Source organism: Gymnodinialimonas ceratoperidinii, from assembly GCF_019297855.1.
Classification (GTDB): domain Bacteria; phylum Pseudomonadota; class Alphaproteobacteria; order Rhodobacterales; family Rhodobacteraceae; genus Gymnodinialimonas; species Gymnodinialimonas ceratoperidinii.
The window spans coordinates 3,509,365-3,533,438 of the sequence record NZ_CP079194.1 but is presented as its reverse complement, the minus strand read 5'-3'; the positions used below and the strand labels follow the sequence as shown (position 1 = coordinate 3,533,438).

Genomic DNA, 24,074 nt, shown 5'->3' with positions numbered 1-24,074 from the left:
TAGGGCCGCGGCAGGACAACTGCCGCGGCCTATTCAGCTACCCTCCACCCCGGAACCCCCCCATGCACCGCGCTTTCCTATCCCTCTCCCGCCTGATGGCTATCCTCGGCGGCATGATGTTGTCGGCGGTCATCCTGCTGACGGTCTTCTCCGTCCTGATGCGAGCCCTCGACCGCCTGTTCCATTGGATGAAGGATGCCGATTTCCTCGCCGGACTGGGCCAGTGGATGATCGACGCAGGCGTCGGCCCGGTTCTCGGGACGTTCGAGCTGATCGAGGCCGGGGTCGGCTTCGTCGTCTTCGCCTTCCTTCCCATCTGCCAGATCACCGGCGGCCATGCGACGGTGGACATCTTCACCTCGCAGATGTCCGACGGCACCAACCGCGTGCTGCGCGGGGTGACCGAGGTGATCTTCGCCGCGGTCCTCGTGCTGATCGCCGCGCAGCTCTATGGCGGCATGATGGCGAAATTCAATTCAGGCCAGACCACGTTGGAGCTGTCGTTCCCGGTCTGGTATTCCTATGCGATCGGCCTTACGGGCGCGGTCCTCGCAGCCATCGTCTCCGTCTATCTCGCGGCAGTCCGGATGGTTGAACTGGTGACGGGTCGAGCCATGCTCCCCGCGGATCTTGGAGCCGAACATTGACCGACCAACTCATCGGGATCCTGTCCTTCCCGCTGCTTCTGACGATGATCTTCCTGCGCGTGCCGATCGGCCTGTCGATGTTCGTGACCGGCCTCATCGGGCTCATCCTCGTGACCGACGGCACACAGGTGCCCTTCGGCCGCTTGAAGTCCGAGACCTTCACGACCTTCTCCAGCTATTCGCTGTCGATCATCCCGATGTTCCTGCTGATGGGCCATTTCGCCACCCTCGGCGGCATGTCGCAGGCGCTGTTCAAGGCCGCTGAAGGCTGGCTCGGCCACCGCAAGGGCGGCGTCGCCATGGCGGCGGTGGGCGCCTGCGCGGGCTTCGGCGCGATCTGCGGCTCGTCGCTGGCGACGGCGGCCACCATGGGCCGCGTGGCGCTGCCCGAGATGCGGCGCTATGGCTACGAGGGCGGTTTCTCCACCGCGGTTCTGGCCGCGGGCGGCACGCTGGGCATCCTGATCCCGCCCTCCATCGTGCTGGTGATCTACGCGATCCTCGTCGAGCAGAACATTGCCAAGCTGTTCCTCGCGGCCTTCATTCCCGGCATCATCGCGGCGCTGGGCTACGTGCTGGCGATTTCCATCTACGTTCGCCTGTTCCCCGAGCGGGCCGGCGTGCGCCCGCGCGTGCCCTATAGCCAACGCTTCGGCTCGCTGGTGAAGATCTGGCCCGTCCTCGTCGTCTTCGGCGCGGTGGTCGGCGGCATCTACGCCGGTTGGTTCACGCCGACCGAGGGCGCGGCCGTGGGCGCGCTCGGCACCGGGCTGATCGCATGGGCCAACGGCGGGCTGACCCGTGTGACCCTGATCGAGAGCTTCACCGTCACCGCGCGCGCCACCGCGATGATCTTCTTCATCATCCTCGGCGCGGCTTTCTACAACGGCTTCCTCGCCCTGACGCAGGTGCCCCAGGGCATCGCGACATGGGTCGGCGATTCGGGCTTCTCGCCCTACGTGATCCTGATCCTGATCCTCGTCTTCTACCTCGTGCTCGGCTGTTTCATGGACAGCCTATCGATGATCCTGCTGACGATCCCGATCTTCTGGCCGATCATGCAGGGGCTCGACTTCGGCTTCGTCTCGATGCTGGACCTGCACACCGCCCGCGCGGTGGAGGCCATGTCGCTGGTGCCGGACATCACCTCGGGGATGATCACCAGCCTGCAGGAGGCCTTTGCCAGCGGTGGCACGCTGGATGCCGCGCAGACCAGCGCCATGGCGACGATCCAGGGCCACTTCGAGATGGAAGAGGGCGTGCTGGAGGGCATCTTCACCAGCCTCGCCAACGGCGAAGAGCTGGTGCGCGACCAGACCCGCGCGCTGGAGTTGCGGCGGGTGAACGCGGGCGCGCTCAACCGGATCAACACCGAGTTGGTGGCGATCTGGTTCGGCATCCTCGTGCTGATCGTCGTGGAAGTGGGCCTGATCACGCCGCCCGTGGGCATGAACCTGTTCATCATCAACGCGATGGACAAGGCCACGAAAATGACCGCCACCTACAAGGCCGTCATGTTCTTCGTGGTCTCGGACCTGCTGCGCGTGGTGCTGCTCGTGGCATTCCCAATGATTACCTTGATCTTTATCGTCTGGTAGATGATTATACCTCATAACGGTTTTCCGGCGCGGTCGGAAAACCGGTTCTCAGGTGGCCGGGAGGGCCACGGAACGGGGGAGGTATGAGATGCAACTAGACGGACAAGGTGCGATCGTGACCGGCGGGGCCTCGGGCCTCGGCGAGGCGACCGCGCGCTACCTCGCGGCGCAGGGCTGCCAGGTGGCGGTACTCGATTTCAACGGCGACCGGGCGCGCGACGTGGCCGCAGATATCGGCGGTTACTCTCAGCAATGCGACGTGACCGACGCCGAGCAGGCCGCCACCGCCGTGACCAGCGCAATGGCCCGCTTCGGGCAGGCGCCGCGCATCTGCGTGAACTGCGCCGGCATCGGCCACGCGGCGCGGATCGTGGGGCGCGAGGGCAAGACCTCGCTCGACCTGTTCCGCAAGGTGATCGAGGTGAACCTGATCGGCACCTACAACGTGATGACCTATGCGGTGCAGGCGATGATGGACCTGCCGCCGCTCGACGACGGTGAGCGCGGCGTGGTGATCAACACCGCCTCCGCCGCCTATCAGGACGGACAGGTAGGGCAGTCGGCCTATGCCGCGAGCAAGGGCGCCATCGCCTCCATGTGCCTGCCGCTGGCGCGCGAACTGGCGCGGCCCGGCATCCGGGTGAACGCCATCGCGCCGGGGCTGTTCAACACCCCGATGATGGAGAGCCTGCCCGAGGAAACCACCGCCGCCATCGTCGCCAATGTGCCGTTCCCCGCGCGCCTCGGCCATCCGGCGGAGTTCGGGCAGCTGGTCGCCTCGATCGTCGAAAATCCCTACCTGAACGGCGAGGTCATCCGCCTTGACGGCGCAACACGGTTGCCGCCGAAATGAGCCTCGACATCGCCATCGAGGGCCGCGTCGCGACGCTGACCCTGAAACGCCCCGACAAGCGCAACGCGATGAACGACGCGTTGCTGGCTGAACTCTCCGGCTTCTGCGACAGCCCGCCTGAGGGCGTGCGGGTCGCGATCCTCACCGGCGCGGGGGACCACTTCTGCGCCGGTCTCGACCTGGCCGAGCAGCATGACCGCGACGCCGCCGAAGGGCTGGCCCATTCGCGGGGCTGGCACCGGGCGCTGGAGCGGGTGCAATTCGGCGGCCTGCCGATCGTCACCGCCATGCGCGGCGCGGTGATCGGCGGCGGGATGGAGGTGGCCACGGCCTGCCACGTGCGCGTGGCGGGGCCGGATGTGCGGTTCCAACTGCCCGAGGGCAAGCGCGGCTTCTTCGTCGGCGGCGGGGCCACGGTGCGTGTGGGCCGCATCATCGGCCCGGATCGCCTGACCGAGATGATGCTGACCGGCCGGACCTATGGCGCGGAGGAAGGGCTGGCGCTCGGCCTTTGCCACTACGTCACGGACGACCCGCTGGCCAAGGCGCGCGAGCTGGCAGAGCAGATCGCCTCGAACGCGCGGATGTCGAACTACTTCGCGATCCACGGGGTGTCGAAGATCAACTCGATGGCGCCCGAGGAAGGGTTCTTCACCGAGGCGCTCTGCACCGCCATGGCGCAGACCTCGCCCGATGCGAAGGAGGGCTTCCGCGCCTTCCTCGACAAGCGTGCGCCGGAATTCAAATGAGCGCGACCGACGAGCAGCTCCGCGCGCTGGTGGGCTACAACATCAAGCGCGCGAACTCCGGCATCTTCGCCGGGGTCGAGGGCACGCTGGCGCCTTTCGGGCTGCGGCGCACGACCTATTCGGCGCTGTCGGTCATCGCCGAGAATGCCGAGATCCGGCAGTCGGACCTTGCGGCGGTGCTGGCCATCGAGCGGCCGAACCTCGTGCAGATCCTCGATGAATTGCAGAGCGCGGGGCTGATTTCGCGGGCGCGCGACGAGAACGACAGGCGCGTCTACCTGCTGGCGGCCACGCCCGACGGGATCGAGCGGGTGGCGGCGGCGAGCGAGAGCCTGCGCGCCTATGACGACAGATTGACGAAGGGCATGTCCCCCGACGAGCGCGCGGCCCTCATCGCCGCCCTGCGCCGCATCGAGGACAATGGACCCGAGGCTTGGGAGGGCCGGAACGTTGAACAAGTATCAACCCCATGACGTGATCCGCGAGGATCGCCCCGACGGCAGCATTCTCCTGCGCGCGCGCGCCGAGCTCGGCCCGGTGGTGGAGCGCACCACCGATTGGCTGGAGCATTGGGCCGAGGCCACGCCAGACGCGGTCTTTCTGGCGGAACGTGCGGGCGACGGTTGGCGCGAGGTGAGCTACCGCGAGGCGCGCGACACGGCGCGTGCGATGGCCGTGGGTCTGCGCGATATCAGCGTCGGACCGGGGCGGCCGGTGATGGTGGTTACGGGCAACTCGGTGGCGCACGGGCTGCTGACGCTCGCTTGCCACTACGCCGCCGCGCCGATCGTGCCGGTGGCCGAGCAATATGCCGCGATCCCGGCGGCGCGCGGACAGATCGACTACATCGCCTCGCTGGTCAAACCCGGCGCGGTCTTCGCCGAGGATGGCGTGGCGCTGGCCGAGATCTTCGAGCGTGACAGCCTGCGCGACGCGCGGCCGCTGATGGTCCATGGCCCCGGCCTGACGCTCGACGATCTGACCCGCATGGGCGGTGACCTGCGCGGCGTGGAGGTGGGCCCCGATACCGTGGCCAAGATCCTGATGACCAGCGGCAGCACCTCGGCGCCGAAGGGGGTGCGGACGACGCACCGGATGATGTGCACGAACCAGGTGCAAATCGCCGCCGCGCTGCCCTTCCTCCGCGAACGGCCCCCGGTTCTGGTGGATTGGCTGCCGTGGAACCACGTCTTCGGCGGCTCGCACAACTTCAACCTGGTGCTGGCCAACGGCGGCGCGCTTTATATCGATGGCGGCAAGCCGGTGCCCGCGCTGATCGGAAAGACGATCGAGAACAACCGCCTGAAGCAGGGCACGATCAGCTTCAACGTGCCGGTGGGTTTCGCCGCCCTGCGCGACGCCATGAAGGACGACCCGGCTTTCGCGCAGGCCTTCTTTGAAGACCTCGACATGCTGTTCTACGCCGGGGCCTCGTTGCCGCAGGACGTCTGGGCCGACCTCGAGACCATGGCACGGGATGTGCGCGGGGAGCTGCCGCTCTTCACCTCGTCCTGGGGGCTGACCGAAACCGCCCCGGCGGCCCTTCTGCAACACGAGCCGACAGAGCGCTCAGGCGTGGTGGGCGTGCCGCTGCCGGGTGTCGACGTGAAGCTGCTGCCAGTGGAGGACCGCTTCGAGGTCCGGGTGAAGGGGCCGTCGATCTTCGAGGGCTACCTCGGCGATCCGGAGAAAACCGCCGAGGCCTTCGACGAGGAAGGGTTCTTCAAGACCGGCGATGCGATGGCCTTCGTGGACCCCGCGAACATGAACCAGGGGCTGCGCTTCGATGGCCGGATCGGCGAGGATTTCAAGCTGATGACCGGCACATGGGTGCGGGCGGGCACGCTGCGCCTGAAGGTGCTGGAGGCGCTCAAGGGCATTGCGCAGGACGTCGTGCTGGTGGGCGAAGGCAAGGGTGAGGTGGGGGCGCTGGTGGTGCCGACACAGGCCTGCCGCGACACCGCCGAGGAGGCCGACGGCGCGCTGATCACCGACAAGAGCTTCGACGGGCTCTGCGGCTGGTCCGGCGGCTCGGCCGGGCAGATCAAGCGGGTGCTGGTGATGGCCGAGCCGCCGAGCATGGCGGAGGGCGAGATCACCGCCAAGGGCAACCTCAATTTCGCGAAGATCAAAGCGCGCCGCGCGGACCTGGTAGAGCGTCTCTACGCGGGCGGACCCGGCGTGATCATGGTAGGAGACAGCTGATGCCATTCATTCCCTACGGCGCCTATTGGGCGACGCCTTTCGCCCGCTGGCAGGGCACGCTGGCGCATCTGAACTCGGTGGAATTTGCCGCCCACGTAGGCCGCGCCGAGCTTGCGCGCATGGACCTCGCCCCCGAGAGCTTCGATTTCGCGGCCTTCGGGCAGACGGTGATCCAGAAGGGCAGCTTCTTCGGCGGCCCGTGGTTCACCGCGATGGCGGGGCTGGAGGGGCTGGCCGCGCCGATGGTCTCGCAGGCCTGCGCCACCGGGGCGCGGCTGGTCGCGACGGCCGTGGGCGAATGCCTGCAAGGCACGCAGCAGGCGCTGATCGTCTCGGGCGACCGCTGCTCGAACGGGCCCCATGTCTACTTCCCCGCGCCCCACGGGCCGGGCGGCACCGGCGAGGCCGAGAACGTGGTGCTCGACAACTTCGGCCACGACCCATGGGCCTGCAACGCGATGCTGCAAACCGGCGAGAACGTCGCCGCCCGCGAGGGGATCACCACCGAGGAGCAGCATGACCTCGTGGCGGTGCGACGCGGCCAATACGACGATGCGCTGGCCGACGACCGCGCCTTCCAGCGCCGCTACATGCCCGCGCTGGATGTGCCCGACGCGCGCTTCCGCAAGACCGTGGCGCGGCTGGAGACGGACGAGGGGGTCGAGCCGCTCGACACCGAGAAACTGGCGAAGCTGAAGCCCGTGCTGCGTGACGGCACGATCACCTTCGCGGGCCAGACCCATCCCGCCGACGGCAATGCCGGGATGGTCGTGGTCGCCGACCGGGCGCGGGCGCAGGAGATCAACGCCGGGCCGGTGGTCGAGATCCTGTCGGTGGGACAGGCGCGCGAGGAGAAGGGCTTCATGCCCGCCGCGCCGATCAAGGCGGCTCGCAGCGCGTTGGAGTGCGCCGGGATCGGCATCGAGGCGGTCGACGCGATCAAGTCGCACAACCCCTTTGCCGTCAACGACATCGCCTTCGCTCGCGCCTATGGCATCGATTGGCGGAAGATGAACAACTACGGCAGCTCCCTGATCTGGGGCCATCCGCAGGGGCCGACCGGCCTGCGCGCAATGATCGAATTGATCGAGGAACTGGCGCTGCGCGGCGGCGGCACGGGCCTGTTCCAGGGCTGCGCCGCGGGCGATAGCGCCATGGCCGTGGTGCTGCGGGTCGGGTGAGGAAACCACGCTCGGGCGGCGCGGCTCGCGCCGTCAGCGCACCGAGACGGGGAGGGAGGTCCAGCCACGGAAGCGGGCGAGGCCGAGGCGTTCGCCGGGGCCTCTTCGGGCAAGTTTCGGGAAGCGTTGCACCAGCCCGCCGATGGCGATGCGTCCCTCCATCCGCGCCAGCGAGGCGCCGAGGCAGACGTGGATGCCGGTGATGAAGGCGATCTGCGGGTTCGGCTTGCGGGTGATGTCGAAGCGGTCGGGGTCGGCGAAGACCTCCGGGTCACGGTTCGCGCCTGCGATCGAGGTATGGATGTAGGTGCCTTTCGGCAGCGTCGTGCCGGAGGGCAGGGCGATCTCCTCACCGGCGGTGCGGTTGCCGATCTGGAGGGGGCTTTCCATCCGCAGGATTTCTTCAAGCGCGGTGCCGATCAGCGCGGGATCGTCGCGCAGGCGGCGATGCTCTTCCGGGTGGCGCAGCAGCAGGTCGACGGAATTGCCGACGAAGGAGGTCGTTGTCTCGTGACCGGCGTTGAGCAGGAAGATGCAGTTCTGCACCAGCTCCTGTTGGGTCAGTTTCCGGCCTTCATGCTCACCGAAGATCAGCGCCTCCAGCACTTCGCCTTCGGCGGCAGCGTCCGGGTTGGCGCGGCGGTGGTTGATCAAATCGTCGAGCACCGCGCCGAATTCCTCGACCGCGCGGTTGCCGGCGGCCATCTGCGCCGGTGAGACCACCGGGTCCAGCGCGCCGAGGATGGCGGTGGAATAGCCGCGCAGCTCGGCCCGGTAGGCCTCGGGCACGCCGAGCATGATCGAGATGATCTCGGTCGGCAGCATCATGGCGAAATCGGCGATCAGGTCCAGCTCGCCCAGATCCTCCACCCGGTCCAGAAGCCGCGCCACGATGCGCTCCACCGCGCGGTCCATTTCCTGCAGCTTGCGCGGCGTGAAGGCGCCCGAGATCAGCTTGCGCACGATGGTATGGTCGGGCGGGTCATTGAAGACAAGCGACGTGGTATGATGCTCCTTCAGGGGGCATTCGCCGAATTTCTTGCCGAAAGCCTCGGTCTTGTTCGAGAGCATCGCGCGCGAGCGGTAGGTGGCGAGGCAATCGTCGTGCCGGGTCAGGAAGACCGAACCGTCGGCGTTGCGGTGCACCGGCGCGGATTGGCGCAGGGCGGCGAGCGTCGCGTAGGGGTTCTCGATGAAATCGGCATCGATGGTGTTCAGATCAAACTGCGCGATATCCAGCATGGCCGGTCCCCTCCCCATGGTCGGCGCGATACTGCGGCGCGGGCGGCGGGGCTGCAAGGGAGGGGCGGCAAATCACTCGGGCGTCGAGGGGCAGGTGATGCTCCGGTGGCCGCGGTCGAACTCGGTCTCGTAGAAATGCTCGAGGCTCTGGGTGGGCAGGGGCGTGTAGATGCCGAGGCTGCGGGCGGCGGCGATCCGGTCGAGGCGGAACATCCGGTAGGCCTGCCGCAATTCGCACCACGCCACGAGGGTCCAGACCGAGCCCCAGAACCAGAGGCCGAGGGGGCGCAGGATGCGCTCGGTCTCGGCACCTTTGTCATCGCGGTAATCCACGGCGAGCCGCTCGGGGGCCTGGATCGCGGCCTCCACCGTGTCGATGGTGGCGCGGGTCTTTGCATCGAGGGGCGAGGTCGTCCAGGCCTCGAACCGCAGGCGCTCGGCCCGCGTGCGGGTGGCGTCGGGCAGAACCGAGGTGATCTTGGCCAGCGCGCTGTCGGCCCCCCGCGCCATGGAGGTGCCGCCCCAGGTGCGCAGCATCCGGGCGCCGACGCTGAGCGCGACGATCTCTTCCTCGGTGAACATCAGGGGCGGGAGGTTGTAGCCGTCGCGCATCATGTAGCCGAGGCCCGCTTCGCCATCGATCGGCACGCCCGACGCCTGAAGGTGGGCGATGTCGCGGTAGATCGTGCGTTCCGAGACCTCCATCGCCTCGGCGAGCGCGCGGGCGGTTGTCAGCTTGCCGGGACGCAAGCGGTCGATGAGACGAAAGAGGCGGTCGGCGCGGCGCATGGGGGAAGGCTACCTCTGGTTATGGCGGAGGGGAAGCGGGACGAGTGAGCCGCCTCGGGCGTCGGGTGGCGCGGCGGGGGGCGGGTTTGAGTTGTATTGGCCAAGATGAAGCAGGGAGCGCGCGCCCCTGGCAGGCGGGGCGCGCGGGGGGGGGCGTTCAGGCGTTGAACTTGAAGAGGCCGAGCGAATTGCCGTCGGGGTCGCGGGCGTAGAAGAAATGACCCGGCGGGATCTGGATATCGGGGCTTTCCACCGTGCCGCCGGCAGCCTCGATCCGGGCGCGGGCGGCATCGAGGCTGTCGGGCACCACGAGGTGGATGGTTGCGCCGTCCCGGGAGGGCGTGCCGGGGTAGAGATGCCCGCCGATGCCCGGTGTATCGTCGTTGAAGGGCAGCATGACGACGGGATTGGGGCCGCCGTCCTCGATCTTGAGCGGCTGTTGCAGGATCTTGCCGTAGAAATCGCGGGCGCGGTCGAGGTCGGAGACCGGGATCTCGAACCAGCAGCCGCAGTTCTGGGGCGGGGCCGTGTCGGCGGCTTGGGCGGTGTCGGCGGCGGGTTTGGTGGCGGGGATCAGGTGGGCATCGGACATGGGGGGTTCCTTTCATCGACTGGTGATGAAGGCGGTTTAGCATCCCCCTCCTGACAGCGTTCTGTCAGGAGCGTGTCAGGGCAGTTGCGCGGGGCGGGTGAATGCCGGACAAAGGCTCATGAGCCGTGTTCTTTCCCTTCTGCCCTTCGTCCGCGTCTTGGTCCTTGTCCTTGGCGTCGCGGGGCCGCTGGCGTTGATGGGGTTCAGGGGCGAGCGGATCGATCTGCAACTGGCGGTCGCGGTCTGCGCGGGCATCGCGGCGGGGGCCAGCGTGGTCGTCGGCCCGCTGTTTCTGCGCGTCGTGGCCATCGTGGCGGCGATTGCCGCCCTCGGGGCGCAGGCCGCGGTTCTGTTCGGCCCGGAGAGCCCCTGGGGCGTTGAGACCGCGCCGGTGCTTTGGGCGATACAGGCGGCGTTGCTGGCCGGGCTGGCCTACCTTGTGTGGTGGAACCAGCACCGGCTCTTGGGCGGCTAGAGGTCCAGTTCGGCCATCGGGATGATCGGGAAGAAGGTGTCATCGGACCAGACGCCGAACATGTCCTCGCCCTCGACCCTGTGGGCCTCGCCCATGTCCACCAGCCGGTAGAAGCTCTTGCGGTCGATCAGCGCCTCCAGCCCGGCGCGGATGTGGACGTAGGGAGAGGGCTCTCCGTCCGCGTCGCGCTCCACCCGGATGGCGTGATCGGCGCCGGCGATGACCGTGTCGCCCACGTTGGTGGTGAACCGGATGCCGCCGTCGGTCTGCTCGATATCGGTGGCGACGAAGGGCGCATCGACCACGCGGATGCCGACCTTCTCGACCGGGGTGACGAGGTAATACTTCCCGTCCTCGACCTTCAGGATCGTCGAGAACAGCCGCACGAGCCGCTTTCGCCCGATCGGCGTGCCCTCGTAGAACCAAGTGCCGTCGCGGCGGATCTCCATGTCCAGATCACCGCAGAACTCGGGGTTCCACAGGTGCACCGGGGGCAGTTTGCCCTCTTTTTCAGCGTCCTGGGCGGCTTTGAGCAATTGGTCGGTGCCTGATGTCATGTCTGCGGTGTCCTTCGGTGTCTGGGCGGCGGGAAGCTGCCTTGGTCACGATGAATTGTCCCCCATCCCCTTTTGTCATTTGTGATCGGCGGAATAGGTCTGTTACCTGTTGATCTGTATTTAACACCCACGCGGAGCATTGCCATGGCTGACCCCGATACCCTTGTCGCCGAGATCGAAGCCCTGGGGGCGAAGCTGGGCGAGGCGAAAGCCTCGATCGGGCAGCGGATCATCGGCCAGGAGGCGGTGGTGGAGCTTGCGATCGCGGCGATGCTCTCGGGCGGCCATGCGTTGCTGATGGGCCTGCCGGGGCTGGGCAAGACGCTGCTTGTCGACACGCTCGCGACAGTCATGGGGCTGTCGGCCAACCGGGTGCAGTTCACCCCGGACCTGATGCCGGCGGATATCCTCGGCTCGGAAGTGTTGGAGACGGCGGACGACGGCTCGCGCAATTTCCGCTTCATCGAGGGGCCGGTCTTCTGCCAGCTCCTGATGGCCGACGAGATCAACCGTGCCTCGCCGCGGACGCAATCGGCGCTGTTGCAGGCGATGCAGGAGCGCGAAGTGACCATCGCCGGCGAGCATCGCCCGCTGGCCGCGCCGTTCCACGTGCTGGCCACCCAGAACCCGATCGAGCAGGAGGGGACCTATCCGCTGCCGGAAGCGCAGCTGGACCGTTTCCTCGTGAAGATCGACGTGCCCTATCCCGACCGCCAGACCGAGCGGGACATCCTGATTGCCACCACCGGCACGCTGGAGACGGCGGCGCGCGAGGTCTTCACGCCCGAGGAACTGATCGCCGCGCAGCAGATCGTGCGGCAGATGCCGGTGGGCGAAAGCGTGGTGGAGATGATCCTCGACCTCGTGCGGTCCTGTCGACCTGCCGAGCCGGACGCGCCCGACGTGGTCAAGCGCGCTGTCGCATGGGGCCCCGGTCCGCGCGCGGCGCAGGCGCTGATGCTGACGGCACGGGCGCGGGCCTTGCTGGACGGGCGGCTGGCGCCCTCGGTCGAAGACATCGCGGCGCTGGCGCGGCCGGTGCTGGGCCACCGGATGGCGCTGTCCTTCGCGGCGCGGGCCGAGGGGCTGGTGCTGGAGCAGGTCATCGATGAGGTCACCGCCCGCGTCACCCGCGTCGAGGCCGCGGCTTGAGCGAACTTTCCCTCCATACGCCCGACAGCCTGCGCTCGCGCTCCGAGGTGGTTGCCGCCTCGCTGCCACCTCTCATGGCCGATGCCGAGCAGTTGGCCGCGACGGTGCTCCTCGGGGTGCATGGGCGAAAACGCGCGGGCACGGGGGACGAGTTCTGGCAGTATCGCCCCGCCGAGATGGGCGACAGCTACCGCGCCATCGACTGGCGGCGGAGCGCACGTTCGGACGGGCATTTCCTGCGCCAGACCGAGTGGCAGGCGGCGCAATCGGTGATGATCGGGGTCGATGATGCGGCTTCGATGACCTATTCGGGCGACCGGTCGCGGCCCTCGAAACTGCGCCGCGCCCAGACGCTGGCCATGGCGCTGGCGATCATCGCGGTGCGCGGTGGCGAGCGGGTCGGGCTGACCCATCTGGCCGAGCCGCCACGCGGCGGGCAGGCGCAGCTTCTGCGGATGGCGGATGCGCTGATGGATGGCGCCGAGCGGCCCGAATACGGCGCGCCCAAGCCGCAGATCATGCCGGCCGGCGCGCGGGCCGTCTTCTTCAGCGATTTCCTTGGCGATCCGTCCGCCATCGAGACGGTTCTGGGGCGGGCCACGGACCGGGGTGTCAGCGGCGCACTGGTACAAATCCTCGATCCGGTGGAGGAGGCCTTTCCCTTCGACGGGCGCACGCTTTTCGAGAGCATGAGCGGCACGATCCGGTTCGAGACCCTGAAAGCCCGAGCCCTGCGCGATGAATACCTCGAAAGGCTCGCCGCGCGGAAGGATGCGCTGCAGGAGATGACCCGCCGCACCGGCTGGCGCTTCCACGTGCATCACACCGATGCGCCCGCCGAACCCACGCTGCTCTGGCTCTATCAGGCGCTGGAGCGTCGCTGATGATCGGGCCGCTCGCCTTTGCCTCGCCGCTTCTGCTGCTGGCGCTGATCGGCCTGCCGGTGCTCTGGTGGCTGCTGCGTGCGGTGCCGCCCGCGCCGATCAAGCGCCGCTTTCCGGGGATCGCGCTGCTGCTTGGCCTTTCCGACGACGAGAGCCAGACCGACAAGACGCCGTGGTGGCTGTTGCTTCTGCGCATCGTGGCGGTGGCGGCGGCGATCATCGGCTTTGCCGGGCCGGTGCTGAACCCGCAGGAGGAGCGCGCGGCGGGCGAGGGGCCGTTGCTGATCGTGATGGACGGCTCATGGGCCTCGGCGCGGGACTGGCCCGCGCGGCAGAACCGGGTGGAGCTGCTGCTGGACGACGCCGCCCGCGCCGGGCGCGAGGTGGCGCTGGTGCAGCTGACGAACCTGCCCGCCGCGGCCCCGGCGTTTCAGGCCGCCAACGCCTGGGCGCCCCGCGTGCCGACGCTGGCGCCCGCGCCCTATGGGCCGGACATGGCGGCCGCGCTTGACTGGGCCGCGACGCTCGACGGCCCGGCAGAGGTGTTCTGGTTCTCCGACGGATTGGCCCACCCCGGGCGCGACGCGCTGACCGAGCGCTTTGCCGCCCTCGGGACCCTCTCGGTCTTTCAGGGCGCGCGGGATCTGATCGCGCTGGCGCCGCCGCGGTTCGAGGACGGCATGGTGCGCGGCACGCTCTCGCGGCTTGGGGCAGAGACCCCGCGCGAAGTCACGATCGTGGCCCATGGCCTCGACCCCGCCGGGCTGCCGCGTGACCTCGCCCGCGCCTCGGCCACGGTTGAGGCCGGTGCGCCGACAGCGGAGGTCAGCTTCGATCTGCCGCCCGAGTTGCGCAACCGGATCACCCGCTTCGAGATCGCCGGCGAACGGCACGCGGGTGCCGTTGCCCTGACCGATGACGCCTTGCAGCGGCGGCAGGTGGCGCTGATCTCGGCAGGCGCCGACGACGAGCAGCAGACGTTGCTCTCGCCCCTGCATTACCTGCGGCAAGCGCTGGAGCCGACCGCCGACCTGATGGAGGGCGCGCTGTCGGATATCCTTGTTGCCAGCCCCGACGTGATCATGCTCGCCGATATCGCGACGCTGGCCCCGGAGGAGGAGGCGGGCCTTGTCGAATGGGTCGAGAACGGCGGCCTGCTGGTGCGCTTCGCCGGGCCACGACTTGCGGCTTCCGACCTCGCGCGGGACGCGGCCGGGCCGTTGATGCCGGTGCGCCTGCGCGTGGGCGGCCGGACCGTGGGCGGCGCGATGTCATGGGGCGAGCCCAAGGCGCTGCGGCCCTTCGAGGAGGGCTCTCCCTTCTTCGGGCTGGCGATCCCCTCGGACGTTCAGGTGACGAGCCAGGTCGTTGCGCAGCCTGATCCGACGCTCTCGGAGCGGACGATCGCCTCGCTTTCGGACGGCACGCCGCTGGTCACGCGGGCGAGCTTGGGGCAAGGCTCGGTGATCCTGTTCCACGTCACTGCCAATGCCGAATGGTCGAGCCTGCCGCTCTCGGGGCTTTTCGTGCAGATGCTGGAGCGGCTGGCGATTTCGACGCGCCCGGTCGCACCCGAAGCCGAGGATCTGGAGGGCACGGTCTGGACACCGGAAGAGGTGCTCGACGGCTTCGGCGTGCTGCGCGACGCGGGCACGCGGCCCGGCGTGACGGGCGAGGACCTCGCCACGGCGCCGCTTTCGGCGGAGGTTCTGCCGGGGCTCTACTCGGGCGAGGATCGCCGGCTTGCGCGCAACGTCATGCGGCCGGAAACGGCGCTGGTCGCCGCCCAATGGCCTGCCGATGTGCCGGTGGAGGGCATGTCAGTGACGCGCCCCACCGACCTGATGGCGGCGTTCCTGACAGCCGCGCTCGTGCTGTTGCTGATCGATGCGCTGGCCGCGCTCTGGCTCGCGGGCCGGCTCGGGCGTCTCACCCAAAGCGCGGCGGTTCTGGCGGCGGCGCTGCTTCTTGCGCCCGAGGCGCAGGCGCAGCTGACGCCGGACGAGGAGCTGGCGCTGCTGGCGACCTCCGAGGCGACGCTGGCCTATGTTCTGACCGGCGACATGGAGGTCGACGAGACCTCCCGCGCGGGACTGCAGGGCCTGTCGAACACGCTCTACCAGCGCACCTCGGTCGAGCCCGCGCCGCCCATCGGCGTCGATCTGGAAAGTGACGAGCTGGCCTTCTTCCCGATGCTCTACTGGCCGGTGACGCCCGATCAGGAGATCCCCTCGGCCGATGCCTACCGACGGCTCAACGACTACCTGCGCGGCGGCGGGATGATCGTCTTCGACACCCGCGATGCCCATGTCGGTGGCTTCGGCTCGGGCACGCCCGAAGGGCGGCGGCTGCAGGCCATCGCCGGGCCGCTGGACATCCCGCCGCTGGAGCCGATCCCCGAGGATCACGTGCTGACGCGGACCTTCTACCTGTTGCAGGATTTCCCCGGCCGCCACCTGTCGCGCGATGTCTGGGTCGAGGCCGCGCCCTCGGACGCCGAACAGATCGAGGGGATGCCCTTCCGCAACCTCAACGACGGGGTGACGCCGGTGCTGATCGGCGGCAACGACTGGGCCGCGGCCTGGGCGCAGGACGCCCGCGGGCGGCCGCTCTACCCCGTGGGGCGCGGGCAGGCCGGTGAGCGGCAACGCGAGATCGCGCTGCGCTTCGGGGTGAACCTCGTGATGCATGTGCTCAGCGGCAACTACAAATCCGATCAGGTCCACGTCCCGGCCCTGCTTGACCGGTTGGGACAGTGAATATGGCAAGCCAGATCCTCTTCGACCCGCATCTCGACTGGCCGGTGGTCTACGCCCTCGGCGCGGCGCTGGTGCTGATCCTCGCCCTGTCGATCTGGCGCGGGCTGGCGGGCTGGCCCTACCGGCTTCTGGCCGGGCTGGTGCTGTTGCTGGCGCTGGTCAACCCGTCGCTGCAATCGGAGGAGCGCGAACCGCTTTCCGACATCGTTCTGCTGGTCGTTGATGAAAGCGCCAGCCAGCGGATCGCCGACCGTCCGGCGCAGACTGCCGAGGCACTGGCGGCGCTGGAGGCCGAGGTTGCGGCGCTCGGGATGGAGACGCGCGTGGCGCGGGTGGGGGACGCCGAGGACAATGCCGGCACGCTCCTGATGACCGAGTTGCAACGGCTGATGGCGGAAGAGCCGCGCGCCCGGATCGCGGGTGCTTTGCTGATCACCGACGGGCGGCTGCATGATCCGGAACTGGTCCCTGACATGCCCGCGCCGATCCATGCGCTGATCACCGGATACGATACAGACTGGGACCGCCGCCTTGTCGTCGAGACCGCGCCGGCCTTCGGCATCATCGGCGAAGAGCTTTTGCTGACGATCCGTCTGGAGGATCAGGGCGCCGTGCCCGCCGGGCTGGAGGGCCGCTCGCAGATCGTCATCGCCATCGATGGCGGCGCGCCGCAGACCTACGTGGTGCCGGTGGGCGAGAGCCTCGAGCTGCCGCTCACGCTGGAGCACGCGGGGCAGAACGTGATCCAGTTCACTGTGCCGGAGGCCGAGGGCGAGCTGACCACCCGCAACAACGCCGCCGTGGTGCAGATCAACGGCATCCGCGACCGGCTGCGGGTGCTGCTGGTCTCGGGCGAGCCGCATCCGGGCCAGCGCACCTGGCGCAACCTGCTGAAGTCCGATCCGTCGGTGGACCTTGTGCATTTCACCATCCTGCGGCCTCCCGACCGGCAGGACGGCGTGCCGGTGGGCGAGCTGTCGCTGATCGCCTTTCCGACGCGGGAATTGTTCATGGAGCGGGTCGACGATTTCGACCTGATCATCTTCGACCGCTACCAGCGCCGGGGCATCCTGCCGATGGTCTACATCGACAACATCCGCCGCTACGTGGAAGACGGCGGCGCGCTTCTGGTGGCGGCGGGGCCGGACTTCGCGGGGGCCTCCTCTCTCTACCGCACGCCGCTGGCGGACATCCTGCCCGGCCGCCCCACGGCGCGGGTGATCGAGCAGCCCTACCTGCCCACGATCAGCGCGTTGGGGGCGCGGCATCCGGTGACGACGGGGCTGGAAACAGAGCACACGCCCCTGCCGGAAAGCGAGGCGCCCTGGGGCCGCTGGCTGCGCCAGATCGAGCTGTCGCAGCAGGGTGGACAGACGGTGATGGAAGGCGCGGACGGTGCGCCGCTCCTGATGCTCGACCGGGTGGGCGAGGGCCGCGTGGCGCTGCTGGCCTCGGATCACGCTTGGCTCTGGGATCGCGGCTACGAGGGCGGCGGCCCGCAGTTGGAACTGCTGCGTCGGCTGGCCCACTGGATGATGGGCGAGCCGGACCTCGAGGAAGAGGCGCTGGTGGCCGAGGTCGATGGTCAGACCATCACCATCACCCGCCGGACGCTCGCCGATGACGTCGGCTCGGTCATCGTGACCACGCCCGAGGGCGAAGAGCTTGAAGTGATGCTGGAAGAGACTGCGCCCGGCGCGTTTTCGGCGCAGATCGAGGGCGAGGCGCAGGGGCTCTACCGGCTGGTGGAAGGCGACCGCGAGCGGGTCATCGCGCTCGGCCCCGCCGCGCCGCGGGAGTTCGAGGTGACAATCGCGGGTAGCGAGACCCTGGAGCCGCTGCTCGACGCCAGCGGCGGGCGGTCGGTACGGCTGGAAGAGGGCCTTCCCGACCTGCGCCGCGTCTCGGAGGGCCGCAGCGCCAACGGCCGCGGCTGGCTCGGGCTGACCACGCGGGAGGCCTATGTGACGACCGACGTGACCGTGACGCCGTTCATCCGGGCGTGGATTTTCCTGATCCTGGCGGCGGGCCTGATGCTGGCCGGATGGCTGCGCGAAGGGCGTCAGTAGGCTGTCACCGCGCATGGCGCGCGGGTGACGCGGGTGATGCGTGCGGGGAGAGGGCGGGTTTGTCCGTATTTGGGAAAAGATGAAGGGGCGGCGGCGCGCTTGAGCGGCGGGCGGGGTGCGTTATTCCGGGCGCGGCAGGGGGGCTTGCGTGGTGGTTTCGGCCCAGCCCTGCGTGTTGGTGCTGCTGCGGATGAAGACTTCGGTCGTCTCGTCGGGAATGGTGACGCCGCTGGTGGCGCGGGTGAAGGGTTGTTCCTCCACATGCGGGTGCGCGAGGACGCGGGTCGCGAGGATCGTGCCGTCGGCCAGTTCGACGCGCCAGCCGTCGGCGTAGTCCTCCCAGCCGGTGTCGCCATGGGCGAGGGTGACCTCGAAGCGCCAGCCATTGGCGGCGGGGGTGGCGGTGACGTCGACGATCTCGGCCGGGTCTGCGCCTGCCGGGGCGGCCGCGAGGAGGAGGGGGATCAGGTATCGCATGGGCGTGAGGATAGTCGGCAGGGGCGCGGCTTGCACGACACGAGGCCGTGAGGGGCGGGCGCTCAGAACGGTTTGTAGACCACGAGGATCAGGATGCCGATCACGGCGAAGACGCTGATCTCGTTATAGACGCGCAGCCAGCGGTCGGATTGCTCGAAGATGCCTTTGCGGGCGCGCAGGATCAGGCGGCCAGTCCAGGCGTAATGGGCGGCGAGCAGGATCACGAGGCCGAGCTTCGTCAGGGACCACGTGGGCCAGCCCCAGAGGTGCGCGAGGTAGAGGCCGGAGAGCACGGCGATAACGCCGAGGCCGAGCGAGAAGCGATAGATGCGGATGGTGAGATCGCCGGTGGGGCCGAAGCTGCCGCTGGCGGCCCATTCGCGTTTCCAGAAGATCAGCGCGCGCGGGGCGGCGAAGATGCCGGTCATCCATCCCAGGACGCACAGCAGGTGCAAGACTTTGACCCATTCCATGGGCTCTCTTCTGGGCAGGAACGCGCGCAGCCGCAAGATCGCACGGGGCGCTCGCGTGAAAACATTTGTCATGCGGGGGTATTGGTTATATTATTTTACCAATTCGCCCGTATCGCGGGTGGCAGGGGGAGGGGGAGTTCCGATGCGGATGCCAGAACCGAACGCGCGCGTCATCGCGCGGAAGGCGCGGATCGTGGGGCTGTTGCAGGCCGTCCTGCCGGGCTCGGCGGTGATCCATGACGAGACCCAGACCCGCGCTTATGAATGTGACGCGCTGACCGCCTACAAATGCCCGCCGCTGGCCGTGGTGCTGCCCTCGACCACCGAGGAAGTGGCGGCCGTGTTGAAGATTTGCCATGCGGAGGGCGTGCCCGTGGTGCCGCGCGGCTCGGGGACGTCGCTGGCCGGTGGCGCGCTGCCGACGGCCGATTGCGTGATCCTCGGCGTGGCACGGATGAACCGGGTGCTGGAGACGGACTATGAGAACCGGGTGATCCGGGTGCAGACGGGACGCACGAACCTGTCGGTCACCGGGGCGGTGGAGGAGGAGGATTTCTTCTACGCGCCCGATCCGTCCTCGCAGCTGGCCTGCGCCATCGCGGGCAACATCGCGATGAACTCGGGCGGGGCCCATTGCCTGAAATATGGTGTCACCACGAACAACCTTCTCGGCGTCACCATGGTGACCATGGCGGGGGAGGTACTGGAGATCGGCGGCGCCCATCTCGACAGTGGCGGCTATGACCTGCTCGGGCTGATCTGTGGATCGGAGGGGCAATTGGGGGTCGTGACCGAGGCGACATTGCGGATCCTGCGCAAGCCCGAGGGCGCGCGGCCCGTGCTCATCGGGTTCGACAGCAACGAGGTGGCGGGCGCTTGCGTCAGCGACATCATCAAGGCGGGGGTCCTGCCGGTGGCGATCGAGTTCATGGACCGTCCGATCCTTGAGCTGGCCGAGAACCATGCCCACGCGGGCTATCCCGATTGCGACGCGGTGCTGATCGTCGAGGTGGAGGGCAGCGCGGCGGAGATCGACGCGCAGCTGATGCTGATCAAGCGCATCGCGCAGTCTCACGACCCGGTGGATTTCCGCGAGGCGCAGACCGAAGAGGAAGCGGCGCGGATCTGGCTTGGCCGCAAGAGCGCCTTCGGGGCCGTGGGGCAGGTGGCGGACTACATGTGCCTCGACGGGACCATCCCGGTGGGTGAGTTGCCGCGGGTGCTGACGGGCATCAAGGAAATCTCGGAGGGCTACGGCCTGAAGGTCGGCAACGTCTTCCATGCGGGCGACGGCAACATGCATCCGCTGATCATGTTCGATGCCAACAAGCCCGGCGATCTGGCGCTCTGCGAGCAATGCGGGGCGGATATCCTGCGGCTCTGTGTCGAGGTGGGCGGCTGCCTGACCGGGGAACACGGCGTGGGCGTGGAGAAGCGAGACCTGATGGGGGCGCAGTTCACGGAGGCGGATCTGGAGGCGCAGATGGCGGTGAAGGATGTGTTCGACCCGGCGTGGTTGCTGAACCCGGCGAAGGTGTTTCCGCTGGCGGCCTCGGAAGGGCGCCGGACCCGTGACGTGGCCGCCTGAGGCGGGTGAGGGAGGGGGCCAGCCCCCCGTGCCCCTCTTCCTGCGGAAGAGGCGCCCGCCCCCCGGAGGTGTATTTACCAAGATGAAGGAGCAGGCGGCATGTTGAGCCCTGCGGACGAAAACGAACTGGCGGAGATGGTGCGGGGCGCTTCCGGGCCGTTGCGGATCGTGGGCGGTGGCACCCGCGACATCGGCGTGCCGGTTGAAGGGGAGGTTCTGTCGACGGCGGGGCTCTCGGGGATATCGTTATACGAGCCGGGGGCGCTGACGCTGGTGGCTGGCGCGGGTACGCCGCTGGCCGAGATCAAAGCGGTTTTGGCGGCCGAGAACCAGAGGCTGGCGTTCGAGCCGATGGACCACCGGGCGCTGCTCGGGTCCACGGGCGCGCCGACGCTGGGCGGGGTTGTGGCGACCAACGCGAGCGGCGCGCGGCGCATTGCTGTCGGCGCCTGTCGCGATCATCTTCTGGGGGTGCGGTTTGTCGATGGCAGCGGGCAAGTCCTGAAGAATGGCGGGCGGGTGATGAAGAATGTCACCGGCTATGATTTGGTGAAACTGATGGCGGGCGCCTACGGGACGCTCGGCGTGCTCAGCGAGGTCTCCCTGAAGGTGCTGCCGCGGCCCGAGATTTCCGCCACCGTGGTTCTGCATGAGCTTTCGTTGAGCGAGAGCGTGGCGGCGATGTCGGCGGCGCTGGGCTCTCCTTTCGAGGTGACCGGCGCGGCGGCGCGGAGGGGCGACACCTGCCTGCGGATCGAGGGTTTCGAGGCCTCTGTCGCGTACCGCGCCCGGCAGTTGAGTGATTTGCTTGCGCCGCGCGGCGAGGTGAGCGTTCTGGATCACGACGCCTCCGAGGCGATCTGGCGAAAGATCACAGATGTGGCGGATTTCGCGGCGTCCGCTGCTGTCACGCGAGTCTCGGTTGCGCCGGGCGATGCGCCCGCTTTGGCCGAGGCGCATCTAGCCGAATTCGGCGGCGCGCTACTGCTCGACTGGGGCGGCGGGCTGATGTGGTTTGCCTCAGCGGCAGACTCCACGGCGGAGGATCAGGCCCGCGCGCATCTGGCATTGCAGCACGCCGTGGGCAGCACCCCGTCACGGGGTCACGCGACGCTGATCAAGGCCCCCGCCGTGCTGCGAAAATCCGTACCGGTGTTCCAGCCGGAAGCCCCCGGCATCGCCGCGCTGTCCTGCGGCATTCGCGCCCGGTTCGACCCGCGCGCGATCCTGAACCCCGGCCTGATGAGAGGCGCCTGACATGCAGACGACATTCACGCCCGAGCAATTGCGCGACCCCGCCACCGCGCGCTCGAACGAGATCCTGCGGACCTGTGTCCACTGTGGGTTCTGCACCGCCACCTGTCCGACCTACCAGGTCCTCGGCGATGAACTCGACAGCCCGCGCGGCCGCATTTACCTGATCAAGGACATGCTGGAAGCCGGGCGCCCGGCGGACGAGAAGACGGTCAAACACGTGGACCGGTGCCTGTCCTGCCTCGCCTGCATGACGACCTGTCCGTCGGGGGTGCATTACATGCACCTCGTGGATCACGCGCGGGAATATATCGAGCAGACCTACAAACGACCGTGGGGAGAGCGGCTGCTGCGCTGGACGCTGGCGCGGATCCTGCCCTATCCGATGCGGTTCCGGCTCGCCCTGCTCGGCGCTCGGATTGCGCGCCCGTTCGCGAGGCTGATGCCGGACGCGCGCCTGCGGGCGATGCTGGCGATGGCCCCGGATCATATTCCTCCGGTCAGCCGCAACGACGACCCGCAGACCTTTCCAGCGACCAACCCGGGACCGGCGAAAAAGCTGCGTGTGGCCCTGATGACGGGCTGCGCGCAAAAGGCGCTCAACACCGATATCAACGATGCCACGATCCGGGTGCTCACGCGCCTGGGGGCCGAGGTGGTGGTGGCCGAGGGCGCGGGCTGCTGCGGGGCGCTGACCCATCACATGGGCAAGACCCGCGAAAGCCACGCCACCGCCGCGCGGAACATCCGGGCCTGGGCGGCCGAGATGCGGGGCAAGGGGCTCGACGCCATCGTGATCAACACGTCGGGCTGCGGCACGACGGTGAAGGACTACGGCCACATGTTCCGCGAGGATGCCTATCTGGCCGAGGATGCCGCCGCAGTCGCCGGGATCGCCCACGACATCAGCGAGGTTCTCGCCGACCTCGTGACCGACGCGAGCATCGAGAAACCGGGCACCGACATCAAGGTCGCTTACCACGCCGCCTGCTCGCTCCAGCATGGCCAGCAGATCAAGACCCTGCCGAAGCAGCTTCTCAAGCGCGCAGGTTTCACCGTGCTCGAGCCCGCCGACAGCCACCTGTGTTGCGGCTCTGCGGGCACCTACAACCTGATGCAGCCGGAGATTTCCGGCCAACTCAAGGCCCGCAAGGTGGAGACGCTGGAGGCGCTGCGCCCCGACATCATCTCCGCCGGAAACATTGGTTGCATGATGCAGATCGGCAGCGCGACCCCGGTGCCGATCGTGCACACCGTTGAGCTGCTCGACTGGGCCACTGGCGGCCCGCGCCCGGCCGCGCTGGACCGCCATCCCGGCGCGCCCGCCGTGCCGATCCTGCGCTGAGCCATCTCAACCCCGAAAACCCGCGGCGCGGCCTGCGACGGCACGCCCCGCTCCCTCCTTCATCTTGGCAAATACAACTCTACCCCTGCGCCCGCCCCACGCGGCGCCCCCTCGACGGCGCGGCGAGCGGCGCGGCCATAATCTCGCCCCGCTTGGGCGCTAGGCCTCCTCTCAAACGTATGGGAGAGCCTCCATGGGTCGCGCAAAAATCGCTCGCATCGCCTCTGTCCTGCTTCTCACCCTTGCCGGCCCCTTCGCCGCGCAGGGGCAGAACCTGCCGCAGGTGCAACTGACCGAGGGGCATGGCAGCCTGCGTGCGCTCAACACCGGGACGGAGGTGCAGCTTTGGCGCGCGGTGGGGCGGCTCGATACCGGCGCGTCCTTTTGCACCGCGACGCTGATCCGCGCGGACCTCGTGCTGACGGCGGCCCACTGCGTGTTTCACCCGACCACCGCGCGGCCCTTCGCGGCGTCGGACCTCACCTTTCTGGCCGGGCTCCGCCATGGCCATGCCGAGGCAGTCCGCAACGTGCGGCGGATCACCGTTCTGCCCGAGTACCAGCCCGAGCACGGACCGGATTTCGAGATGATCGGCCGCGATCTGGCGTTGCTGCACCTCGCGGCGCCCATCCCCCATGCCGCCATCGCGCCGATCTTGCCCGCCAGCACGCCCTGGCGCGAGGATCGGGTCACCGTCGTCTCCTATGGGCGCGACCGCGAGGGCTATGCCTCCATCGAAGAAGGGTGCGAGATCCTGAACCGTCAGGAGTCCGTGCGGTCGATGAATTGCGAGGTGGTCTCGGGCGTATCCGGCTCACCGGTGCTGCGCGTCAATCAGGGTCGCGCCGAGCTGGTCGCCGTGATCTCCGCCGGGGCGCAGACCAGCAGCGGCGAGGTCTCTCTCGCCGTGATGGTGGAGGATCACCTGACAACGCTGATGGCGCAGGCCAGTGCAGAGCCGGCGCAGCCGGTTGCCAGAAGTCCGATCGGGGGCGCTTCCTCCTCCTTCATTCTCGACGGTGCCGACGCGCGCGAGAACATCGGCGCGCGCTTCATAAGACCGTGAAAAAACACCCCGCGCGAGGGTCTTGAAACCGCGATTATCCCTTCCCAAATGCATCCTGTCGGTGCCGCCAAGCGGGCTGACATCATATCAACCGGGACCGTGCCTGACGCACAGGGCGG

General features: G+C 68.5%; 22 protein-coding genes and 1 pseudogene. 17 read left to right on the top strand and 6 right to left on the bottom strand.

Annotation, left to right across the window (positions count from 1 at the left end; translation table 11 throughout):
- Positions 1-62 precede the first annotated feature (62 nt).
- The 8 genes and pseudogenes from KYE46_RS16975 to KYE46_RS17610 all read left to right on the top strand — a co-directional run bounded on the left by KYE46_RS16975 (position 63) and on the right by KYE46_RS17610 (position 7,233).
- The gene (locus KYE46_RS16975) at positions 63-647 is read left to right on the top strand and encodes a TRAP transporter small permease (RefSeq protein ID WP_219002337.1); all 585 of its coding nucleotides are present in this window, start codon (positions 63-65) and stop codon (positions 645-647) included.
- Complete coding sequence (locus tag KYE46_RS16970; RefSeq protein ID WP_219002334.1) at positions 644-2,245, top strand: TRAP transporter large permease; 1,602 nt, start codon at positions 644-646, stop codon at positions 2,243-2,245. Before KYE46_RS16975 ends, KYE46_RS16970 begins: the two co-directional genes overlap by 4 nt.
- An 88-nt stretch (positions 2,246-2,333) precedes the next feature.
- On the top strand, positions 2,334-3,098 hold the full coding sequence (locus KYE46_RS16965) for an SDR family NAD(P)-dependent oxidoreductase (protein ID WP_219002332.1): 765 nt from the start codon (positions 2,334-2,336) through the stop codon (positions 3,096-3,098).
- Complete coding sequence (locus tag KYE46_RS16960; RefSeq protein ID WP_219002330.1) at positions 3,095-3,847, top strand: crotonase/enoyl-CoA hydratase family protein; 753 nt, start codon at positions 3,095-3,097, stop codon at positions 3,845-3,847. The genes KYE46_RS16965 and KYE46_RS16960 overlap by 4 nt, the downstream gene beginning before the upstream one ends.
- The gene (locus KYE46_RS16955) at positions 3,844-4,320 is read left to right on the top strand and encodes a MarR family winged helix-turn-helix transcriptional regulator (RefSeq protein WP_219002327.1); all 477 of its coding nucleotides are present in this window, start codon (positions 3,844-3,846) and stop codon (positions 4,318-4,320) included. Before KYE46_RS16960 ends, KYE46_RS16955 begins: the two co-directional genes overlap by 4 nt.
- Complete coding sequence (locus KYE46_RS16950; RefSeq protein ID WP_247716870.1) at positions 4,298-6,052, top strand: feruloyl-CoA synthase; 1,755 nt, start codon at positions 4,298-4,300, stop codon at positions 6,050-6,052. Before KYE46_RS16955 ends, KYE46_RS16950 begins: the two co-directional genes overlap by 23 nt.
- Positions 6,052-6,771: pseudogene (locus KYE46_RS17615) on the top strand (thiolase family protein); the annotation flags it as partial. The gene KYE46_RS16950 and the pseudogene KYE46_RS17615, both read left to right, overlap by 1 nt.
- Positions 6,772-6,816: 45 nt before the next feature.
- Entirely contained in the window at positions 6,817-7,233 is a 417-nt protein-coding gene (locus KYE46_RS17610; protein WP_428845093.1) for a beta-ketoacyl-[acyl-carrier-protein] synthase family protein, read from the top strand.
- 33 nt (positions 7,234-7,266) lie between these two features.
- On the opposite strand, the gene KYE46_RS16940 is transcribed toward KYE46_RS17610, so the two are convergent.
- The 3 genes from KYE46_RS16940 to KYE46_RS16930 all read right to left on the bottom strand — a co-directional run bounded on the left by KYE46_RS16940 (position 7,267) and on the right by KYE46_RS16930 (position 9,856).
- Positions 7,267-8,475, bottom strand: coding sequence for a cytochrome P450 (locus KYE46_RS16940; RefSeq protein ID WP_219002322.1), 1,209 nt, complete (start codon positions 8,473-8,475; stop codon positions 7,267-7,269).
- A gap of 72 nt (positions 8,476-8,547) precedes the next feature.
- Positions 8,548-9,264 carry a helix-turn-helix transcriptional regulator gene (locus tag KYE46_RS16935; RefSeq protein WP_219002320.1) on the bottom strand — a complete coding sequence of 239 codons (717 nt, stop codon included), beginning with the start codon at positions 9,262-9,264 and terminating at the stop codon, positions 8,548-8,550.
- 157 nt (positions 9,265-9,421) lie between these two features.
- Positions 9,422-9,856, bottom strand: a complete 435-nt coding sequence (locus KYE46_RS16930; RefSeq protein ID WP_219002318.1) for a VOC family protein — start codon at positions 9,854-9,856, stop codon at positions 9,422-9,424.
- Between the two features lie 118 nt (positions 9,857-9,974).
- Between KYE46_RS16930 and KYE46_RS16925 the strand changes: the two genes are divergently transcribed.
- Entirely contained in the window at positions 9,975-10,331 is a 357-nt protein-coding gene (locus KYE46_RS16925) for a hypothetical protein (protein WP_219002316.1), read from the top strand.
- Here KYE46_RS16925 and KYE46_RS16920 read toward each other — a convergent pair.
- Entirely contained in the window at positions 10,328-10,888 is a 561-nt protein-coding gene (locus tag KYE46_RS16920) for a DUF1285 domain-containing protein (protein ID WP_219002314.1), read from the bottom strand. The genes KYE46_RS16925 and KYE46_RS16920 overlap by 4 nt on opposite strands.
- A 144-nt stretch (positions 10,889-11,032) precedes the next feature.
- Here KYE46_RS16920 and KYE46_RS16915 point away from each other — a divergent pair, with 144 nt between their 5' ends.
- Genes KYE46_RS16915 through KYE46_RS16900 form a run of 4 tightly spaced genes read left to right on the top strand, consistent with a single transcriptional unit; the run spans position 11,033 to position 17,752 of the window.
- The gene (locus KYE46_RS16915; RefSeq protein ID WP_219002312.1) at positions 11,033-12,040 is read left to right on the top strand and encodes an AAA family ATPase; all 1,008 of its coding nucleotides are present in this window, start codon (positions 11,033-11,035) and stop codon (positions 12,038-12,040) included.
- Entirely contained in the window at positions 12,037-12,924 is an 888-nt protein-coding gene (locus KYE46_RS16910) for a DUF58 domain-containing protein (RefSeq protein WP_219002311.1), read from the top strand. Before KYE46_RS16915 ends, KYE46_RS16910 begins: the two co-directional genes overlap by 4 nt.
- On the top strand, positions 12,924-15,683 hold the full coding sequence (locus KYE46_RS16905) for a DUF4159 domain-containing protein (protein WP_219002310.1): 2,760 nt from the start codon (positions 12,924-12,926) through the stop codon (positions 15,681-15,683). The genes KYE46_RS16910 and KYE46_RS16905 overlap by 1 nt, the downstream gene beginning before the upstream one ends.
- Positions 15,684-15,685: 2 nt before the next feature.
- Entirely contained in the window at positions 15,686-17,752 is a 2,067-nt protein-coding gene (locus tag KYE46_RS16900) for a hypothetical protein (protein WP_219002309.1), read from the top strand.
- A gap of 120 nt (positions 17,753-17,872) precedes the next feature.
- On the opposite strand, the gene KYE46_RS16895 is transcribed toward KYE46_RS16900, so the two are convergent.
- Together KYE46_RS16895 and KYE46_RS16890 are read right to left on the bottom strand one after the other, a co-directional pair.
- Entirely contained in the window at positions 17,873-18,229 is a 357-nt protein-coding gene (locus KYE46_RS16895; RefSeq protein WP_219002308.1) for a hypothetical protein, read from the bottom strand.
- Positions 18,230-18,291: 62 nt separating this feature from the next.
- Entirely contained in the window at positions 18,292-18,702 is a 411-nt protein-coding gene (locus KYE46_RS16890) for a CopD family protein (protein ID WP_219002307.1), read from the bottom strand.
- Between the two features lie 142 nt (positions 18,703-18,844).
- Here KYE46_RS16890 and KYE46_RS16885 point away from each other — a divergent pair, with 142 nt between their 5' ends.
- From KYE46_RS16885 to KYE46_RS16870, 4 genes are all read left to right on the top strand, one after another.
- On the top strand, positions 18,845-20,290 hold the full coding sequence (locus tag KYE46_RS16885; RefSeq protein WP_219002306.1) for an FAD-linked oxidase C-terminal domain-containing protein: 1,446 nt from the start codon (positions 18,845-18,847) through the stop codon (positions 20,288-20,290).
- Between the two features lie 99 nt (positions 20,291-20,389).
- On the top strand, positions 20,390-21,547 hold the full coding sequence (locus KYE46_RS16880; protein ID WP_219002305.1) for an FAD-binding protein: 1,158 nt from the start codon (positions 20,390-20,392) through the stop codon (positions 21,545-21,547).
- A gap of 1 nt (position 21,548) precedes the next feature.
- Positions 21,549-22,889 carry a glycolate oxidase subunit GlcF gene (glcF, locus tag KYE46_RS16875; protein WP_219002304.1) on the top strand — a complete coding sequence of 447 codons (1,341 nt, stop codon included), beginning with the start codon at positions 21,549-21,551 and terminating at the stop codon, positions 22,887-22,889.
- A gap of 193 nt (positions 22,890-23,082) precedes the next feature.
- On the top strand, positions 23,083-23,955 hold the full coding sequence (locus KYE46_RS16870; RefSeq protein WP_219002303.1) for a trypsin-like serine peptidase: 873 nt from the start codon (positions 23,083-23,085) through the stop codon (positions 23,953-23,955).
- The last annotated feature ends 119 nt before the right edge of the window (positions 23,956-24,074 follow it).

What these genes read in the sequence shown, in the direction of transcription:
- KYE46_RS16975 (WP_219002337.1), top strand. Translation starts at nt 63, where the DNA reads ATGCACCGCGCTTTCCTATCCCTCTCCCGCCTGATGGCTATCCTCGGC.
- KYE46_RS16965 (WP_219002332.1), top strand. Translation starts at nt 2,334, where the DNA reads ATGCAACTAGACGGACAAGGTGCGATCGTGACCGGCGGGGCCTCGGGC.
- KYE46_RS16960 (WP_219002330.1), top strand. Translation starts at nt 3,095, where the DNA reads ATGAGCCTCGACATCGCCATCGAGGGCCGCGTCGCGACGCTGACCCTG.
- KYE46_RS16955 (WP_219002327.1), top strand. Translation starts at nt 3,844, where the DNA reads ATGAGCGCGACCGACGAGCAGCTCCGCGCGCTGGTGGGCTACAACATC.
- KYE46_RS17610 (WP_428845093.1), top strand. Translation starts at nt 6,817, where the DNA reads ATGGTCGTGGTCGCCGACCGGGCGCGGGCGCAGGAGATCAACGCCGGG.
- KYE46_RS16940 (WP_219002322.1), bottom strand. Translation starts at nt 8,475, where the DNA reads ATGCTGGATATCGCGCAGTTTGATCTGAACACCATCGATGCCGATTTC.
- KYE46_RS16935 (WP_219002320.1), bottom strand. Translation starts at nt 9,264, where the DNA reads ATGCGCCGCGCCGACCGCCTCTTTCGTCTCATCGACCGCTTGCGTCCC.
- KYE46_RS16930 (WP_219002318.1), bottom strand. Translation starts at nt 9,856, where the DNA reads ATGTCCGATGCCCACCTGATCCCCGCCACCAAACCCGCCGCCGACACC.
- KYE46_RS16925 (WP_219002316.1), top strand. Translation starts at nt 9,975, where the DNA reads ATGAGCCGTGTTCTTTCCCTTCTGCCCTTCGTCCGCGTCTTGGTCCTT.
- KYE46_RS16920 (WP_219002314.1), bottom strand. Translation starts at nt 10,888, where the DNA reads ATGACATCAGGCACCGACCAATTGCTCAAAGCCGCCCAGGACGCTGAA.
- KYE46_RS16915 (WP_219002312.1), top strand. Translation starts at nt 11,033, where the DNA reads ATGGCTGACCCCGATACCCTTGTCGCCGAGATCGAAGCCCTGGGGGCG.
- KYE46_RS16905 (WP_219002310.1), top strand. Translation starts at nt 12,924, where the DNA reads ATGATCGGGCCGCTCGCCTTTGCCTCGCCGCTTCTGCTGCTGGCGCTG.
- KYE46_RS16900 (WP_219002309.1), top strand. Translation starts at nt 15,686, where the DNA reads ATGGCAAGCCAGATCCTCTTCGACCCGCATCTCGACTGGCCGGTGGTC.
- KYE46_RS16895 (WP_219002308.1), bottom strand. Translation starts at nt 18,229, where the DNA reads ATGCGATACCTGATCCCCCTCCTCCTCGCGGCCGCCCCGGCAGGCGCA.
- KYE46_RS16890 (WP_219002307.1), bottom strand. Translation starts at nt 18,702, where the DNA reads ATGGAATGGGTCAAAGTCTTGCACCTGCTGTGCGTCCTGGGATGGATG.
- KYE46_RS16885 (WP_219002306.1), top strand. Translation starts at nt 18,845, where the DNA reads ATGCGGATGCCAGAACCGAACGCGCGCGTCATCGCGCGGAAGGCGCGG.
- KYE46_RS16880 (WP_219002305.1), top strand. Translation starts at nt 20,390, where the DNA reads ATGTTGAGCCCTGCGGACGAAAACGAACTGGCGGAGATGGTGCGGGGC.
- glcF (WP_219002304.1), top strand. Translation starts at nt 21,549, where the DNA reads ATGCAGACGACATTCACGCCCGAGCAATTGCGCGACCCCGCCACCGCG.
- KYE46_RS16870 (WP_219002303.1), top strand. Translation starts at nt 23,083, where the DNA reads ATGGGTCGCGCAAAAATCGCTCGCATCGCCTCTGTCCTGCTTCTCACC.